A 14,418-nucleotide genomic window follows, 5' to 3' on the forward strand; every position below is an offset into this window, starting at 1 on the left:
ACCCGCGGGGTGCTAAGCCGTCTGCGCGGCCTCGGCACGGGTCAGGAACACCACTGCTGTCAGCAGCATCAGCGTGCCCAGCAGCATCGGCAGGGTCAGCCGTTCCCCGAGCAGTCCCACGGCGAGCACGGCGGCGCTGACCGGCTCGATCAGCATGACCACCGAAGCCGTGGCTGCCCGTACGACGGCCGCACCGGCGAAGTACAGCGGGTACGCCAGCGCCGTGGGCACCGCCGCCACGTACAGCAACAGCAGCACCACGCGCACCAGTTCACCGGAGTGCGGCAGCACGCCCTCGGCCACCGCGAACGGCAGCAGTACCACGGCGCCGACCCCGAACGACCACGCCGTGAGGGTGAAGGGGCTCTCCTGCAGGCCCGCACTGCCGACCCAGCGGGCCAGCACCACCGAGACCGCGAACGCCGCCGCGGACAGCAGGGCGAGAGCGACCCCGACGAGGTGCACCCCGCCGCTCCCGTCACCCAGCACCAGTACGGCGAGCCCGCCGAGCGCTGCGGCGACGGCACCCGCTCCGCCCCAGCCGAGCCGTTCCCGCAGCGCCAGCCAGGCACCGAGCGCCACGAACACCGGGGCCGCGCCCAGCGTCACGATCGTTGCGACCGCCACTCCCGTCGCCGGTACGGCGGCGAAGTAGGCGGTCTGGAAGACGGCCAGGCACAGTCCCGTCGCCAGTCGTAGCGCGAACCGGGAACGCGGCAGGGCGGGGCGCAGCCGCGGCACCTCGGCCGTGCCGCGCGGACGCAGCCGCAGCAGCACGGCGCGGCCGATGAGAAGCAGCGCGAGTCCGCTGACGTAGCGCCAGAAGGACACCGCGAGGGGGCCCAGGTCGCTGGAGGAGTAGACGATATCGACGGCCGCGCCCGTGGTGCCCCAGGTGGCACCGGCAGCGGCGAGGAAGAGCAGGCCACGCCCGACGGGCAGGCCGCAGGAACCGGCAGAACCGGAAGAAGATGACGGCACGAATGCGCTCCGCGTAAGGAGGGGTGAATGGTGGTTGTCCCGTTCGCGGGCACCACCGACCCCCGCGGTGGACAGTCGTGTCCGCCGCGGCGCCGTGTGTGGCCGCCCGCCTTACGCGGTGGGCGGAGAGAGCGTCAGCTTTGCCGAGATCATGGTCGGCACTCTAAGCACACGCGGCGGGCAGCCGTCATCCGGGATTCGGATGCTGGACAGACCACGCCGCAGCCCCTGCGCAGATACGGACTTCACGTCGGCGGAGCACCCGGCAGCGTGCCGGGCTGCGCCGGACGCAAGCCGTCGAGGACGATTCGGAGATTGCGCTCCCACTGCTGCTCCCCGGCCCGCAGGCCCAGCGTCCGCTCACCTGTCGCGGCGGCGGCGAACAGGAACGCGACGTCCTGCCACGCGATGTCCGTTCGCACAGCGCCGGCCGACCGGGCACGCTCCACGAGGAGCCGGAGCCGTTCGCCCAAGTCCTCCAGTCTCGGCGCGAGAGCGTCTCCGCAGGCGCCGCCGAGCGCCTCGTTGATGCCGCAGCTCTCCGCACGAAGCCGCACATAAGCCGTCGCGAAGGCGCAGAGTCCCCTCCATGGATTCGGGTCCTCCATGGCCTGCTCGGCGGCGTCCTCGATGTCGTCGAGGACCTCGTCGAGCACCGCCTGGAGGAGCACTTCCAGGGAGGGAATCCGCCGGTAGAAGGTGCCGACACCCACGCCTGCCCGGCGCGCGATCTCGTGCGCCGATACGCCGACGCCGACCTCCGCGACGGCGATCCGGGCGGCCTCCACCAGGCGCTCGACGTTGCGCCGGGCGTCGGCGCGCGGGCGCCGCCCCGATCCGTTGGCCAGGAGGCGGTCCACTGCGGTGCTGCTCGGTCGGCTCATGCGCCGATCCTAGCGATAACTGGACCAACTCTGTCCGGTTAGCTAGGGTCCTCAATCGGACAAGATCTGTCCGCTTACGACTGGGGGTCAGGCATGGAACCGAAACAGATCCGGGTGGGCATCATCGGAGCGAGCCCCGACCGCGGCTGGGCCGCTCGGGCACATGTCCCCGCGCTCGAAGCACTACCGGAGTACGAGCTGACGGCCGTGGGCACCAGCCGTCCGGAGAGCGCCGAGGCGGCGGCGCGCCGGTTCGGGGCCGCCCATGCGTTCACCGACGCCAGGCAGCTCGCCGAACATCCCGAGGTGGACCTGGTCGTCATCACCGTGAAGGTTCCCGCGCACGCCGAACTGGTCGGGGCCGCGCTGGCGGCCGGCAAGCATGTGTACTGCGAGTGGCCGTTGGCCCGCAGTACCGAGGAGGCCGACAGCCTCACGAAGTCGGCCCATGGCGCGGGCGTGCACCATGCGATCGGGCTCCAGGCCCGGTACGCCCCGGCGATCGCCTACGCCCGCGACCTGATCGCCGAGGGCCACCTGGGCCGGGTCACCTCGGCCACGGTGTACGCCGCCCGCGGCAAGGGTGCCGGGGGCCGGATCCCCGCCTGGGCCGCGTACACCCTGGACCGCCACAACGGGGCCGGGACTCTCGAAGTCGCGGGCGGGCACACGCTCGACGCGCTGCGGCACCTGCTGGGCGACATCAGCGAGCTGTCGGCCACCCTGTCCGTCCAGCACCCTGTCTGCACCATCGCCGAGACCGGCGAGGTGGTCGAGGCGACGAGCCCCGACCACCTCCTGCTCGACGCGACGCTCGACAACGGTGCCGTCGTATCGGCCCACATCCACGACGCCAAGATCACCGACGGCCGCACCCGGCTGGAAATCACCGGCACCGACGGAGACTTGGCCCTCGTCTCCACCGGGGCAGGCGGTCCGGCAGGCATCCAGATCGGCCAACTGCGCCTGCTCGGAACGGACGCGTCGGACGGTACCTACCGGGAGCTGCCCCTCCCCGACCGGTACCGCCGGGCCTCCGGGATCGACCCGGCCGCGGAGGGCTTCAACGTCGCCCGGATGTACAGCCGGCTGGCCCTCGATCTTCGTACCGGATCGCACAGCGTCCCCGACTTCGACACCGGCCTCGAACTCCACCACCTCCTCGACACGATCCGCCTCTCCGCGGAGAGCTCAGGCACAGGGAGACGCGCCGTGTAAGGGACGCGGGGAACTGCGCGCTCGGCCACGACGGGCCCGCAGTCTGCGATGGCCAGGCAGGGGCACCCCCTACCCGGAGGTCCGGCCGTCCGGCCTCGGCGCGGGCGGTCCGACCAGTCCGGCCCGCCGCTCCCCGTCAAGCACCCGCAACGCCCGCTCCAGCGTCGCCGCGTGCAGCTCGCTCTCGCCCCGCTCGTGCATCAGCGTCAGCGCATCCCGCAGCCGGGCCGCCTTGCTGACCAGGCCCTGTGCGGCGCGCAGTCCGCCATAGGTGTCGCGGCCGCGTGCTGGGTTGATCCGGCCGAGCAGATCGAGAACCTCCAGATACGCGTCGACCACCTCGCACTCCGCACGGGTCAGCGCGGGGAGCGGAGGCAGGTCGGGCGGCAACCCGCGGCTCATCCGCGCCTCACCGCCGCGTGGGGGCGACCGGGGCCGACTTACGGCTGGTGGTCAGACGGTCGATGAGGCCGTAGTCGACGGCCTGCTGCGCGGTGAAGATCTTGTCGCGCTCGATGTCCTGGCTGATCTTGTTGCGCGGCCGGCCGGTGTGACGCTCGTACAGCTCCTCCAGCATCTCGCGGGTCCGCAGCAGCTCCCGTGCCTGGATCTCCAGATCGGAGGACTGCCCTTGGATGGGCTCGTTGAGCGACGGCTGGTGGATGAGGATGCGTGCGCCCGGCAGCGCGAGCCGCTTGCCCGGCGTCCCGGCGGCCAGCAGTACGGAAGCGGCGGAGGCCGCCTGCCCCAGACAGACCGTCTCGATGTCGCAGGAGACGAACCGCATCGTGTCGTAGATCGCGGTCATCGCCGTGAACGAGCCGCCGGGCGAGTTGATGTACAGCGAGATGTCCTGGTCCGGCGCGGTGTGTTCGAGGTGGATGAACTGCGCCATGACGTCGTTGGCGGAGGTGTCGTCGATCTGCGTGCCGAGGAAGACGATCCGTTCCTCCATGAGCTTCGAGTACGGATCCATCGTCCGCATGCCGCTGCTGGTGCGCTCCGTGAACTCGGGCAGGACGTAGCGGGCTGTCGGTGCTGTCGGCTGGTTCCGCATGGCGTCGCACTCCACTCTCGGACGAGAAACGTACAGGTTGTACAGAACGTACGTGGAGCAGCCTGCCATGAACAGCGCCCAACGACCCCTGGAGCGGGGCGTATTCCGCTGAAGGCGAAGCAAGGAAAGCCCGGATATGGGCGCTGACCTGCGATTTTGTACTCGCCCCTAGAATGGCGGCATGGCTTACGAGATTCCGGTGACGCAGGCGCGGGCCGAGCTGGCGGATCTGATCAATCGGGTCGTCTACGGCGACGAGCGCGTCGTGGTGACCCGGCACGGGAAGCCGCTCGTGGGGCTGGTGTCGGCCGCCGACCTGGAACGCCTGGAGCAGCTGGAGGCCGCGGACCAGGAGCAGCCGGAGTCCGAGGAGATCATCAGCACCGTCTCCGGGTTCCGGGAGATCGGCGGTGGTGCGGTGCCCCGCGAGGCGCGGCGGTTCGGGATCGCCGCGGAGCACCGCGGCCCGGCCGCCGGGGACCGGCGACCGGGCCAGGGGAGTTGAGCCCGTACAGGCCGAAGGTCAGGAGCTGAGCTTCCAGACCGCCTGTGCGATGGCGTCGCTGTGCAGGTCGAGCGCCTTCTCGTCGATGTTGGAGATGTCGTCGCAGGCCGAGTGGTAGCAGGCGTCGTACGGCTCGCCCGCCTTGCCGCCCCACTTGTCGGCCTGCTCCTGGGTCTTCTCCTCACCCGCGCCGGTGAAGCTGCCGCCGACGGTGACGCCCGCCTCCTTGAACGGGGCGTGATCGCTGCGCCCGTTGGTCTCTTCGGACGCCTCGGTCTCGACACCCTTGGAGCTGAACCAGTCCTTGAGGACCGACTCGACGGCGGCATCGTCGTCGTAGACGAAGTGGCCCGCGTTGGGTGAGCCGATCATGTCGAAGTTCAGATAGGTGTCGATCTTGCCGAGCTCGTCCTTCGACAAGTTCTCGACGTAGTGGCTGGAGCCCACCAGTCCTTCTTCCTCAGCTCCCCACCAGGCGAACCGCAGATGCTTGGCGGGCTTCAGGTCCGCCTTTGCGACGGCCAGCGCGGTCTCCAGCACCCCGGCGGAGCCGGTGCCGTTGTCGTTGATGCCCGGTCCGGAGCTGACCGAGTCCAGATGGGAGCCGGTCATCACGGTCGCCCCGGTGCCGCCCTTGGGCCAGTCCGCGATCAGGTTGTAGCCGGTGGAGCCGCCGCTGGTGAACTCCTGGACGGTGGTCTTGAAGCCTGCGGCGTCCAGCTTCTTCTTCATGTAGTCGAGGGAGGCACGGTAGCCGGGCTGCCCGTGGGCGCGGTTGCCGCCGTTTTCCTCGGCGACGGACTGAAGGTCCTTGAGGTCCTGCTGGACGGCCGAAACGTCGATGTCGGGAGCCTCGGCCGCCCGGTCGCCGGTGGTGGCCTGCGCCGCCCCGCCTGCGGCGAGCAGGGCGAGCGCGAGACCGGTGCCCGCCGAGGCGGCGACGGTGGCGCGGTGCGTACGGTGCTGGTGTCTGTGATGTCCGCGTATCACTGCTGAGCTCCGATGCTGTGTGGGGGGTGTGGGGCTGCCGATGACGGCAGGTATCGCCCGGAGCGGCGACATGGAGCAGTTGTTTTGACGCGGACATGAGAATGGTTGCGAGGCTGTCGCCCCGTCAAGAGCGCATATCGGACAGCCTGTTACGGAGACCGGAGGGTGCGGCGCCGTCGCTCTCGGCCCTCACGGGGGCGGAGCGCATACCGCCGACGGTCACCGCGATCAGCCCCAGCACCGTCCACACGGTCAGCACCAACACCGGGGTGTCGACCGCCTGTCCATCGAAGAGGCCGACATTGCGCAGCAGCGTTCCCCCGGCCCCCGGCGGCAGCAACTGCCCCAGCATCCCCACCGGTTCGGGCAGCATCTCCGGTGCCGTGGACACGCCCGACCAGGGGTTGCCCAGCAGCACCGAAAGGAGAGCGCCCACCGCAATACCCTTCGCCCCCAGCAGTGCTCCGAGGCCCGCCACCGTGGAGCTCACAGCCAGCACGGTCAGCCCGAACGCGGCGGCCTCCGCCCACCAGTTGCCGGACAGCACACCGAGCCAGCTGTCGGCCAGCGCGGCCCCAACGACGCCGACCAGCACGGCAGTTCCCATCAGCGCTCCCACGCCCCGCGTGCCGCGCAGCCGCAGTAGGACCGTCAGCGCCCCGGCCGCCACCCCCGCGAGGGCGAGAGGCAGCACGCTCGAACTCAGCGCCGAGCCCCGCGGGTCGTTCGCGGGCGCCGGCACCACATCCTCGGTGCGTACGGTCGTGCCCTCGGGCGCGGTCCGGCTCGCCACCTGCGTCAACAGCTGCGCGACCACCGGGCCGGCGGCGCTCGCCGTCAGCATCCTGGGCCCCGAAGGACCGGCGACGAGGGCGCCGTAGACCTCGCGGTCCTGTACTGCTTTCCGGGCCGCCGCCTCGTCGTGGTAGCGGTGCACTTCGAAGGCGCCCTCGTGCTGCTGCAGTTGGTCCGTCAGCTGCTCGACGGCGGAGGGCGGCCCCGCGACGCCGAGCGGCAGATCGCGGGGTGCGGTACGGGCAGCGGGCCAGGCGAAGGCCCACAGCGCGAACGCGACGATCAGCGGTACCGCCACCAGCACTGCGAGCGGCCCCCGGGCGCGGCGGGAGGAGGGGGCGGGCGTTGTGGTCATGAGGTGGATCCCTCCGGAGGGGGAAGTGGCGTAACGAGGTGGGTGAGAGTGGAAACTCAAAGAGAATGAGCGTTCGTTCTCGCGGACTTACGGTCTCGCCGAGGGCGTGGATTGTCAAGAAGGAACGTTCGTTTTAGGCTGCTCGCATGGCCCGCGTCTCCCCGGAACACCTCGAAGCCCGCCGTCGCCAGATCCTGGACGGCGCCCGCCGCTGCTTCCTCCGCAGCGGCTTCCACGCCGCCTCCATGCAGGACGTGCTCAAGGAGAGCGGGCTGTCCGCGGGCGCCGTCTACCGGTACTTCCGCAGCAAGGAGGAGATCATCGCGGCCGTGGCGGAGGAGGCACTGGAGACCATCAGGAGCTCCTTCGACCGGGTGGCAGCGGCCGAAGTGCCGCCGACGCCGGACGAGTTGTTCACCGAGGTCTTCGGCCGGCTCCAGAAAGCCGTCGGGGCGGGGGAGGACCCCAGGGAGCTGCCCCGGCTGCTCGTCCAGGTGTGGAGCGAGGGGCTGCGCAACGCCGAGCTGGCCGAGACGATCAGCAACGCGTACACGCAGCTGTCCGCCCAGTGGGCCCGGCTCGTGGAGGAGTACCAGGTGCGCGGCTGGGTCGATCCGCAGGCCGACACCCTGCACGTCGCCCGTACGCTCATCGGCGCCGTACAGGGGTACTTCGTCCAGCAGGCGCTGTGGGGCGGAATGGCGCCCGAGGAGTTCGCGAAGGGGTTGCGCGCGCTGGTGTCCATGTCGGTGCCGGGCGGCCGCGAGGGCCGCTGACCGGCTGGTGACGCCGGTTCGGCCCACACGGACCGGGGGGCGCGGCGTGGGCCGCGGTCTTCCGGGCTCCTCCTGTCAGCACGTGCGGAGCGTGTTAACGCCGGTGAAACGGTGCTGCCGTAATCTCCGGTGCAATGGGCGGCCGAAAGTCACATGTGTGATACATCTACCGGCGTGTGTCGTCGCCGCGAGTGACCAAGGGCATTGCCGGGCCCGGCGACGACGGTGAGGTGGAGACCATGCAATTGACCCCGCACGAGCAGGAGCGGCTGCTCATTCACGTCGCGGCCGATGTGGCTCAGCGGCGCAAGGACCGCGGAGTGCGCCTCAACCACCCGGAGGCCGTCGCCCTCATCACGGCACATGTGCTCGAAGGGGCCCGCGACGGGCGGAGCGTCGCCCAGCTGATGGAGTCCGGGCGTACGGTCCTGACCCGCGACGACGTCATGGAAGGCATTCCCGAGATGCTCCACGACGTCCAGGTCGAGGCGACGTTCCCGGACGGCACCAAGCTCGTGACCGTCCACGAGCCCATCTCCTGACCGCGCCGACGAGGAGCCCCACGCCATGATCCCCGGAGAGATCCGGTACGCCGAGGAACCGGTGCCGCTCAACGTGGGCGCCGAGGTCACCCGGCTGACCGTGCTCAACGCCGCCGACCGGCCCGTGCAGGTCGGCTCCCACTACCACTTCGCCGAGGCCAACCCCGGGCTCGACTTCGACCGCAAGGCTGCCTGGGGCAAGCGCCTCGGCATCGCCGCAGGCACCGCCGTCCGCTTCGAGCCCGGCATCCCCGTCGAGGTCACTCTCGTCCCGATAGGGGGCAGGCGGATCGTCGCGGGGCTGCGTTCCGCCGCAGGAGGTGCCCTCGATGCGTGAGCTGTCCCGCCCCGCCTACGTCGATCTGTTCGGCCCCACCACCGGCGACCGGGTACGCCTCGCCGACACCGCACTCTTCGTCGAGATCGAGGACGATCTCTCCGGCGGGCCCGGACGCTCCGGCGACGAGGCGGTCTTCGGCGGCGGCAAAGTCATCCGCGAGTCCATGGGCCAGGCCCTTGCCACCCGCGCCGAAGGCGCCCCCGACACGGTGATCACCGGCGTACTCGTCCTCGACCACTGGGGTGTCGTCAAGGCCGATCTGGGCATCCGCGACGGCCGTATCACCGCCCTGGGCAAGGCCGGCAACCCCGACACCATGGACGGCGTCCACCCCGACCTGGTCATCGGCCCCGAGACGGAGATCATCGCGGGCAACGGCAAGATCCTCACCGCCGGTGCCATCGACGCGCATGTCCACTTCATCTGTCCGCAACTCGTCGACGAGGCGCTCGCCGCGGGCATCACCACGCTCGTCGGCGGCGGCACCGGCCCCGCCGAGGGCTCCAAAGCCACCACCGTCACCCCCGGCGCCTGGCACACCGCACGCACCCTGGAAGGCATGGACGGCCTGCCGGTCAACGTGGGGCTGCTCGGAAAGGGCAACACCGTCTCGCGCGATGCAATGCTCGCCCAACTGCGGGGCGGCGCCGTCGGATTCAAGATCCACGAGGACTGGGGCGCGACCCCGGCCGCCATCGACGCCTGTCTGTCCGTCTGCGACGAGACCGGCGCCCAGGTCGCCATCCACACCGACACCCTCAACGAGGCCGGTTTCGTCGGCGACACCCTCGCCGCGATCGCCGGACGCGGCATCCACGCCTACCACACCGAGGGCGCCGGCGGCGGGCACGCGCCCGACATCATCACTGTCGTCGCCGAGCCCAACGTGCTGCCCTCCTCCACCAACCCGACCCGGCCGCACACCGTCAACACCATCGAGGAACATCTCGACATGCTGATGGTCTGCCACCACCTCAACCCGGCCGTGCCCGAGGACCTCGCCTTCGCCGAGTCCCGGATCCGGCCCAGCACCATAGCGGCCGAGGACACCCTGCACGACCTCGGCGCCATCTCGATCATCTCCTCCGACTCGCAGGCCATGGGCCGGATCGGCGAAGTGGTGCTGCGCACCTGGCAGACGGCGCATGTGATGAAGGAGCGGTACGGCGCCCTCGCGGGCGACGGGCGCGCCGACAATCTGCGGGCACGCCGCTATGTCGCCAAGTACACGATCAACCCCGCCGTGGCACAGGGCATGGACGCCGAGATCGGCTCCGTGGAGGCGGGCAAGCTCGCCGACCTGGTGCTGTGGGACCCGGCGTTCTTCGGCGTCAAACCGCAGCTCGTCATCAAGGGCGGACAGATCGCCTACGCACAGATGGGGGACGCCAACGCGTCCATCCCCACCCCGCAGCCGGTGCTGCCCCGACCCATGTTCGGGGCAACAGGCCGTGCCCCCGGTGCGAACTCCGTCAACTTCGTGACGCAGACCGCGCTCGACGACGGCCTGCCCGAACGGCTCCCGCTCGCCAAGCGGTTCCTCGCCATCCGCAACACCCGTTCCGTCGCCAAGGCCGACATGCGGCAGAACGATGCCCGCCCCGATGTGCGGGTCGACCCCGACACGTTCACCGTCACCATCGACGGCACGCCGGTCGATCCGTCGCCGGCTGAGACGTTGCCGATGGCGCAGCGGTACTTCTTGTTCTGAGGGGGTGCCCCTGCCCGTTGTCCGCGGGCTGCCGGTGAGTTGTGGCTTGTCGCGCAGTTCCCCGCGCCCCTTCGGGGCGCGTCCCCGATGCCGGACGTGCTCCGGCGTCGCGTCCGGAACGATCTGTGGAGGTCTTCAACATGAGTGGCGCTGCCGCGTTGCTGGTGCTCGCCGACGGCAGGTTCCCCGCGGGCGGGCACGCCCACTCGGGCGGTGCGGAGGCAGCCGTCAAGGCCGGCCGGATCCATGACGGGGCCACCCTCGAGGAGTTCTGCCGGAGCCGCCTGCACACCGCCGGCCTCGTCGGGGCGGCCCTCGCAGCCGCCGCCGCAACAGGGCACGACCCGCTTGCGCTGGACGAGGCGGCCGACGCCCGGACTCCCTCGCCGGCGCTGCGCCGTACGGCCCGCAGGCTGGGCCGGCAGCTGATGCGGGCGGCCCGGGCCACCTGGCCGGGCCCGGAGCTGGACGCGCTGGCCGCCGCGCGTCCCAAGGGTGCGCACCAGCCCGTCGTACTGGGGCTCGCGGCCCGCTCGGCAGGGCTCACCCCGCTGGACGCGGCGTACGCCTCCGCGTACGAGAGCATCAGCGGACCGGCGACGGCAGCCGTCCGCCTCCTCAGCCTCGATCCGTTCGACGCGACCGCCGTACTTGCCCGGCTCGCCACCGAGACGGACGAGGTGGCGCGGCAGGCCGAGGCCGCGAGCAGGGGCGCGGTCGAGGACCTTCCCGCTGCTTCGGCCCCGCTTCTGGACATCACCGCCGAGCAGCACGCGAACTGGCCCGTGCGCCTCTTCGCCTCCTGACTCCGAACACCCCCCGACCTCGCCACCGGAGGAGCCCGTGCACCTCGATCACACCAGCACCACCTATCCCGAGCGGCACACTGTCTCGGCGACCCGGCCCGACGGCAGCCGCCGGGCGCTCCGCGTCGGTTTGGGCGGACCCGTCGGCTCGGGCAAGACCGCCACCGTCGCGGCGCTGTGCCGCGCGTTGCGCGACCGGCTTTCGCTGGCCGTCGTCACCAACGATATCTACACCCAGGAGGACGCCGCCTTTCTGCTCCGCGAGGCTGTGCTGCCCCCGGAACGGATCACCGCGGTGGAGACCGGCGCCTGTCCGCACACCGCGATCCGGGACGACATCTCCGCCAATCTGGAGGCGGTCGAGGACCTCGAGGACGACGTCGCTCCGCTGGATGTGGTGCTGGTCGAGTCCGGCGGCGACAACCTGACCGCGACGTTCTCCAAGGGACTGGTCGACGTGCAGATCTTCGTCATCGACGTGGCGGGCGGTGACGACATCCCCCGCAAGGGCGGCCCCGGCGTCACCACCGCGGATCTGCTGGTCGTCAACAAGACGGATCTCGCCCCCTACGTCGGCTCGGATCTGGAGGGCATGGCGCGGGACGCCAAGGAACAGCGCGGCGAACTGCCGGTGCTCTTCCAGTCGCTGCGCGGTGAGCCCGGCGTGGGCCCGGTCGCGGACTGGGTGCGCGAGCAGTACGCCGCCTGGACGGCGACGGCGGCCCTCCCGGCATGACGGTCACGGCAGGGGCAACGACAACGGCAGCGGCAACCGAGCCGCCGGCCACCGCGGGCGTCAGCGCTCGCGCCCGGATCACCGCCGTGCCCGACGGGCGCGGCGGCACCGCGCTGCCGCTGCTCAGCGGCGGAGGGCCGATGGCGCTGCGCCGTACCCGGTCGGCCGACCCGACAGCGGCCCGGGTCACGCTCGTAGGGGCGATGAGTGCCCCGCTGGGCGGGGACCGGCTCGCCGTCGAGGCCCGTGCCGAACCGGGCGCCGCGCTGCGGGTGGACGGCAGCGCGGCCACCCTCGCGCTGCCGGGCCGTACGGCGGAGCCCGCCCGCTACGACGTACGGCTGGAGGTCGGCGAGGGCGGCCAACTGCACTGGCTGCCGGAGCCGTTGATCTCCGTACGCGGCAGCGACCTGCGGCAGCGCCTTTGTGCCGAACTCGCGCCCGGGGCACGCCTCGTGCTGCGGGACGAGCAGGTGCTGGGCCGTACCGGGGAGGGGCCCGGCAGGCTCAGCAGCCGACTCACCGTGCGCAGGGACGGGCGCCCGCTGTTCGACCAGCAGCTCGACTTCGGGCCGGGCGCCCCAGGTTGGGACGGCGGCGCTGCCCTGGGCGGATACCGGGCGGTGGGCCAACTCCTCCTGGTGGACCCGCAGTTGGCGGAGGAGAAGCCGGTTGCGGCGCGGGTGCTGAGGGAGACGGCCGTCGTCACGCCGCTGGTGGGGCCGGCGTTGCTGGTCACCGCCGTCGCGCCGGATGCGCTGCAGCTGCGGCGGATACTCGATTCCGCCCTCACGTTCACGTCTTGGTAAAGAACGATCCGCTGCACTGTCTCTGAGCGTCGGCGACCATGAAGGATCCCCTCTGAAGACCACCACCGTGGTCGACCACCACCACCGTGGTCACCGACCAACGCCACCACACGCGGCAGTACCCGGAGGGGGAAATACGTGAACAGACGGAAGGCGGCCATAGCCGTCGCCGGCACCATCGCCGCCGGAGCCCTGACGGCGGGGCTCATATCCGTACCGTCGGCCCTGGCGGAAGGCAGCAGCACCCACACGCAGTCGGCCGAGCGCCCCGGCGCCGCCGAGGCGCGCGGCGTCCAGCAGGCCGCGGCCCGTGCGGCCCGTGCCGGTATCGACTGGAAGGACTGCCCCGCCGACTGGGGCACCAAGGACGGCGTCGAGTGCGGCTGGGTGACCGTGCCGCTCGACTACGCCAAGCCGGACGGCAAGAAGATCCGGCTCGCCGTCGACCGGGCGCGCAGCACCGGCGGCAAGGAGAAGCGGCAGGGCTCCCTCGTCTACAACCCGGGCGGCCCCGGCGCCTCGGGCCTGCGCTTCCCCAACCGCATCCCGGAGAAGAACCCGCTGTGGGCGAAGGCCGCCACCGCCTACGACTTCGTCGGCTTCGACCCACGCGGTGTCGGCCACTCGGCGCCCATCTCCTGTGCCGACCCCCAGGAGTGGGTCAAGGCTCCCAAGGCGGACCCGGTTCCCGACAGCGAGGCCGACAAGCTCGCCCAGCGCAAGCTCGCCAAGGAGTACGCGAACGGCTGCAAGGAGCGCAGCAGCGCTCTGCTCGCGCAGATGACCACGCCCAACGCCGCGCGTGACCTCGACGTCATCCGCGCTGCGCTCGGCGACAAGAAGCTCAACTTCCTCGGCGTCTCCTACGGCACCTACATGGGCGCTGTCTACGCCGAGCTCTTCCCCGGCCACATCCGGCGGATGATCACCGACAGCGTGGTCAACCCCTCAACGAAGAAGATCTGGTACGACGTCAACCTCGACCAGGACGTGGCCTTCCAGACCCGCTGGGACGACTGGAAGAAGTGGGTCGCAAAGCACGACGACGTCTACGGCATCGGCTCGACGCCCGAGAAGGTGGAGGCCAAGTGGCGCGAGCTGCGCGCCACCGCGAAGAAGGACCCCATCGGCGGCGTCGTCGGCCCCGCCGAGCTGTTGGGCTTCTTCCAGAGCGCGCCGTACTACGACTCCTCGTGGGCCGAGGTCGCCTCGGTGTGGTCCGCCTATCTCAAGGGTGACGAGAAGCCGCTGGTCGAGTCCGCGGGCCCGGACATGTCCGATGTGGCGGGCAACAAGGCGAGCGAGAACAGCAACGCCGTCTACACGGCCGTCGAGTGCAACGACGCCAAGTGGCCGCGCGACTGGAAGACCTGGGACCGGGACAACACCCGACTGCACGAGAAGTACCCGTTCCTCACCTGGTCCAACGCGTGGATGAACTACCCGTGCGGCGTCTGGCCGCTCAAGCAGCACGACGCGCTGGAGATCCGTGCCAAGACCTCGCACCCGGTGCTGCTGATCCAGGCCACCCGGGACGCCGCCACCCCCTACCCGGGCGGTGTCGAGCTGCACAAGCGGCTCAAGGGCTCCCGTCTGATCACCGAGAAGGACGCGGGCTCGCACGGCATCACCAACCTGGAGAACACCTGCATCAACGAGCGGGTCGACGCCTACCTCCTCAAGGGCACCGTCGACTCCAAGGATGTGACCTGCGCCCCGCACGCCACCCCCGAGCCGGTCGAGTCCCCGGCCAAGGCAACGGCGAAGGCCAAGGCCGCAGCGGTGCCCGCACTCACTCCATGAGGTGAGGGACCGCAGACCCGCACCAGCCGAGGGGCGGCCCGGACGATCCGGGTCGCCCCTCGGCCGCGTAGCCGAACAGGTCCCGCATAGGGCCGTACGCCTCCGCCATC

Annotated in this window: 16 protein-coding genes; 10 read left to right on the plus strand and 6 right to left on the minus strand. The window is 70.9% G+C overall.

What is annotated here, in order from left to right:
- Positions 1-12 precede the first annotated feature (12 nt).
- Both ACTWP9_RS15905 and ACTWP9_RS15910 read right to left on the minus strand, forming a co-directional pair.
- Positions 13-981: a DMT family transporter gene (locus ACTWP9_RS15905; protein ID WP_443246799.1), complete on the minus strand. Its 969-nt coding sequence runs from the start codon at positions 979-981 to the stop codon at positions 13-15.
- 245 nt (positions 982-1,226) lie between these two features.
- Positions 1,227-1,865, minus strand: coding sequence for a TetR/AcrR family transcriptional regulator (locus ACTWP9_RS15910; RefSeq protein WP_443246800.1), 639 nt, complete (start codon positions 1,863-1,865; stop codon positions 1,227-1,229).
- 93 nt (positions 1,866-1,958) lie between these two features.
- Here ACTWP9_RS15910 and ACTWP9_RS15915 point away from each other — a divergent pair, with 93 nt between their 5' ends.
- Entirely contained in the window at positions 1,959-3,083 is a 1,125-nt protein-coding gene (locus tag ACTWP9_RS15915) for a Gfo/Idh/MocA family protein (RefSeq protein WP_443246801.1), read from the plus strand.
- Positions 3,084-3,152: 69 nt separating this feature from the next.
- Here the strand turns inward: ACTWP9_RS15915 and ACTWP9_RS15920 are convergent, their stop codons facing one another.
- Positions 3,153-3,485: a hypothetical protein gene (locus tag ACTWP9_RS15920; protein ID WP_443246802.1), complete on the minus strand. Its 333-nt coding sequence runs from the start codon at positions 3,483-3,485 to the stop codon at positions 3,153-3,155.
- Between the two features lie 7 nt (positions 3,486-3,492).
- On the minus strand, positions 3,493-4,140 hold the full coding sequence (locus ACTWP9_RS15925; protein WP_443246803.1) for an ATP-dependent Clp protease proteolytic subunit: 648 nt from the start codon (positions 4,138-4,140) through the stop codon (positions 3,493-3,495).
- Positions 4,141-4,321: 181 nt separating this feature from the next.
- On the opposite strand from ACTWP9_RS15925, the gene ACTWP9_RS15930 reads away from it, so the two are divergent.
- Positions 4,322-4,645, plus strand: coding sequence for a type II toxin-antitoxin system Phd/YefM family antitoxin (locus ACTWP9_RS15930; protein ID WP_443246804.1), 324 nt, complete (start codon positions 4,322-4,324; stop codon positions 4,643-4,645).
- Positions 4,646-4,663: 18 nt separating this feature from the next.
- Here the strand turns inward: ACTWP9_RS15930 and ACTWP9_RS15935 are convergent, their stop codons facing one another.
- A complete protein-coding gene (locus ACTWP9_RS15935; RefSeq protein ID WP_443246805.1) occupies positions 4,664-5,635 on the minus strand; it encodes a M28 family metallopeptidase in 972 nt (323 codons plus the stop codon).
- Positions 5,636-5,759: 124 nt separating this feature from the next.
- The gene (locus tag ACTWP9_RS15940; protein ID WP_443246806.1) at positions 5,760-6,785 is read right to left on the minus strand and encodes an ABC transporter permease; all 1,026 of its coding nucleotides are present in this window, start codon (positions 6,783-6,785) and stop codon (positions 5,760-5,762) included.
- A gap of 146 nt (positions 6,786-6,931) precedes the next feature.
- On the opposite strand from ACTWP9_RS15940, the gene ACTWP9_RS15945 reads away from it, so the two are divergent.
- From ACTWP9_RS15945 to ACTWP9_RS15980, 8 genes are all read left to right on the plus strand, one after another.
- The gene (locus tag ACTWP9_RS15945) at positions 6,932-7,561 is read left to right on the plus strand and encodes a TetR/AcrR family transcriptional regulator (protein ID WP_443246807.1); all 630 of its coding nucleotides are present in this window, start codon (positions 6,932-6,934) and stop codon (positions 7,559-7,561) included.
- A gap of 239 nt (positions 7,562-7,800) precedes the next feature.
- A complete protein-coding gene (locus tag ACTWP9_RS15950; protein ID WP_209239744.1) occupies positions 7,801-8,103 on the plus strand; it encodes an urease subunit gamma in 303 nt (100 codons plus the stop codon).
- Between the two features lie 25 nt (positions 8,104-8,128).
- Entirely contained in the window at positions 8,129-8,440 is a 312-nt protein-coding gene (locus ACTWP9_RS15955) for an urease subunit beta (protein ID WP_443246808.1), read from the plus strand.
- Complete coding sequence (locus ACTWP9_RS15960; protein ID WP_443246809.1) at positions 8,433-10,154, plus strand: urease subunit alpha; 1,722 nt, start codon at positions 8,433-8,435, stop codon at positions 10,152-10,154. Before ACTWP9_RS15955 ends, ACTWP9_RS15960 begins: the two co-directional genes overlap by 8 nt.
- A gap of 140 nt (positions 10,155-10,294) precedes the next feature.
- The gene (locus ACTWP9_RS15965; RefSeq protein ID WP_443246810.1) at positions 10,295-10,960 is read left to right on the plus strand and encodes an urease accessory protein UreF; all 666 of its coding nucleotides are present in this window, start codon (positions 10,295-10,297) and stop codon (positions 10,958-10,960) included.
- Positions 10,961-10,997: 37 nt separating this feature from the next.
- On the plus strand, positions 10,998-11,696 hold the full coding sequence (ureG, locus tag ACTWP9_RS15970) for an urease accessory protein UreG (protein ID WP_443246811.1): 699 nt from the start codon (positions 10,998-11,000) through the stop codon (positions 11,694-11,696).
- Positions 11,693-12,505, plus strand: a complete 813-nt coding sequence (locus ACTWP9_RS15975) for an urease accessory protein UreD (RefSeq protein ID WP_443246812.1) — start codon at positions 11,693-11,695, stop codon at positions 12,503-12,505. The genes ureG and ACTWP9_RS15975 overlap by 4 nt, the downstream gene beginning before the upstream one ends.
- Positions 12,506-12,643: 138 nt before the next feature.
- The gene (locus tag ACTWP9_RS15980) at positions 12,644-14,308 is read left to right on the plus strand and encodes an alpha/beta hydrolase (protein WP_443246813.1); all 1,665 of its coding nucleotides are present in this window, start codon (positions 12,644-12,646) and stop codon (positions 14,306-14,308) included.
- Positions 14,309-14,418 lie beyond the last annotated feature (110 nt).

The organism is Streptomyces sp. 3N207 (assembly GCF_052246355.1).
Lineage (GTDB): Bacteria > Actinomycetota > Actinomycetes > Streptomycetales > Streptomycetaceae > Streptomyces.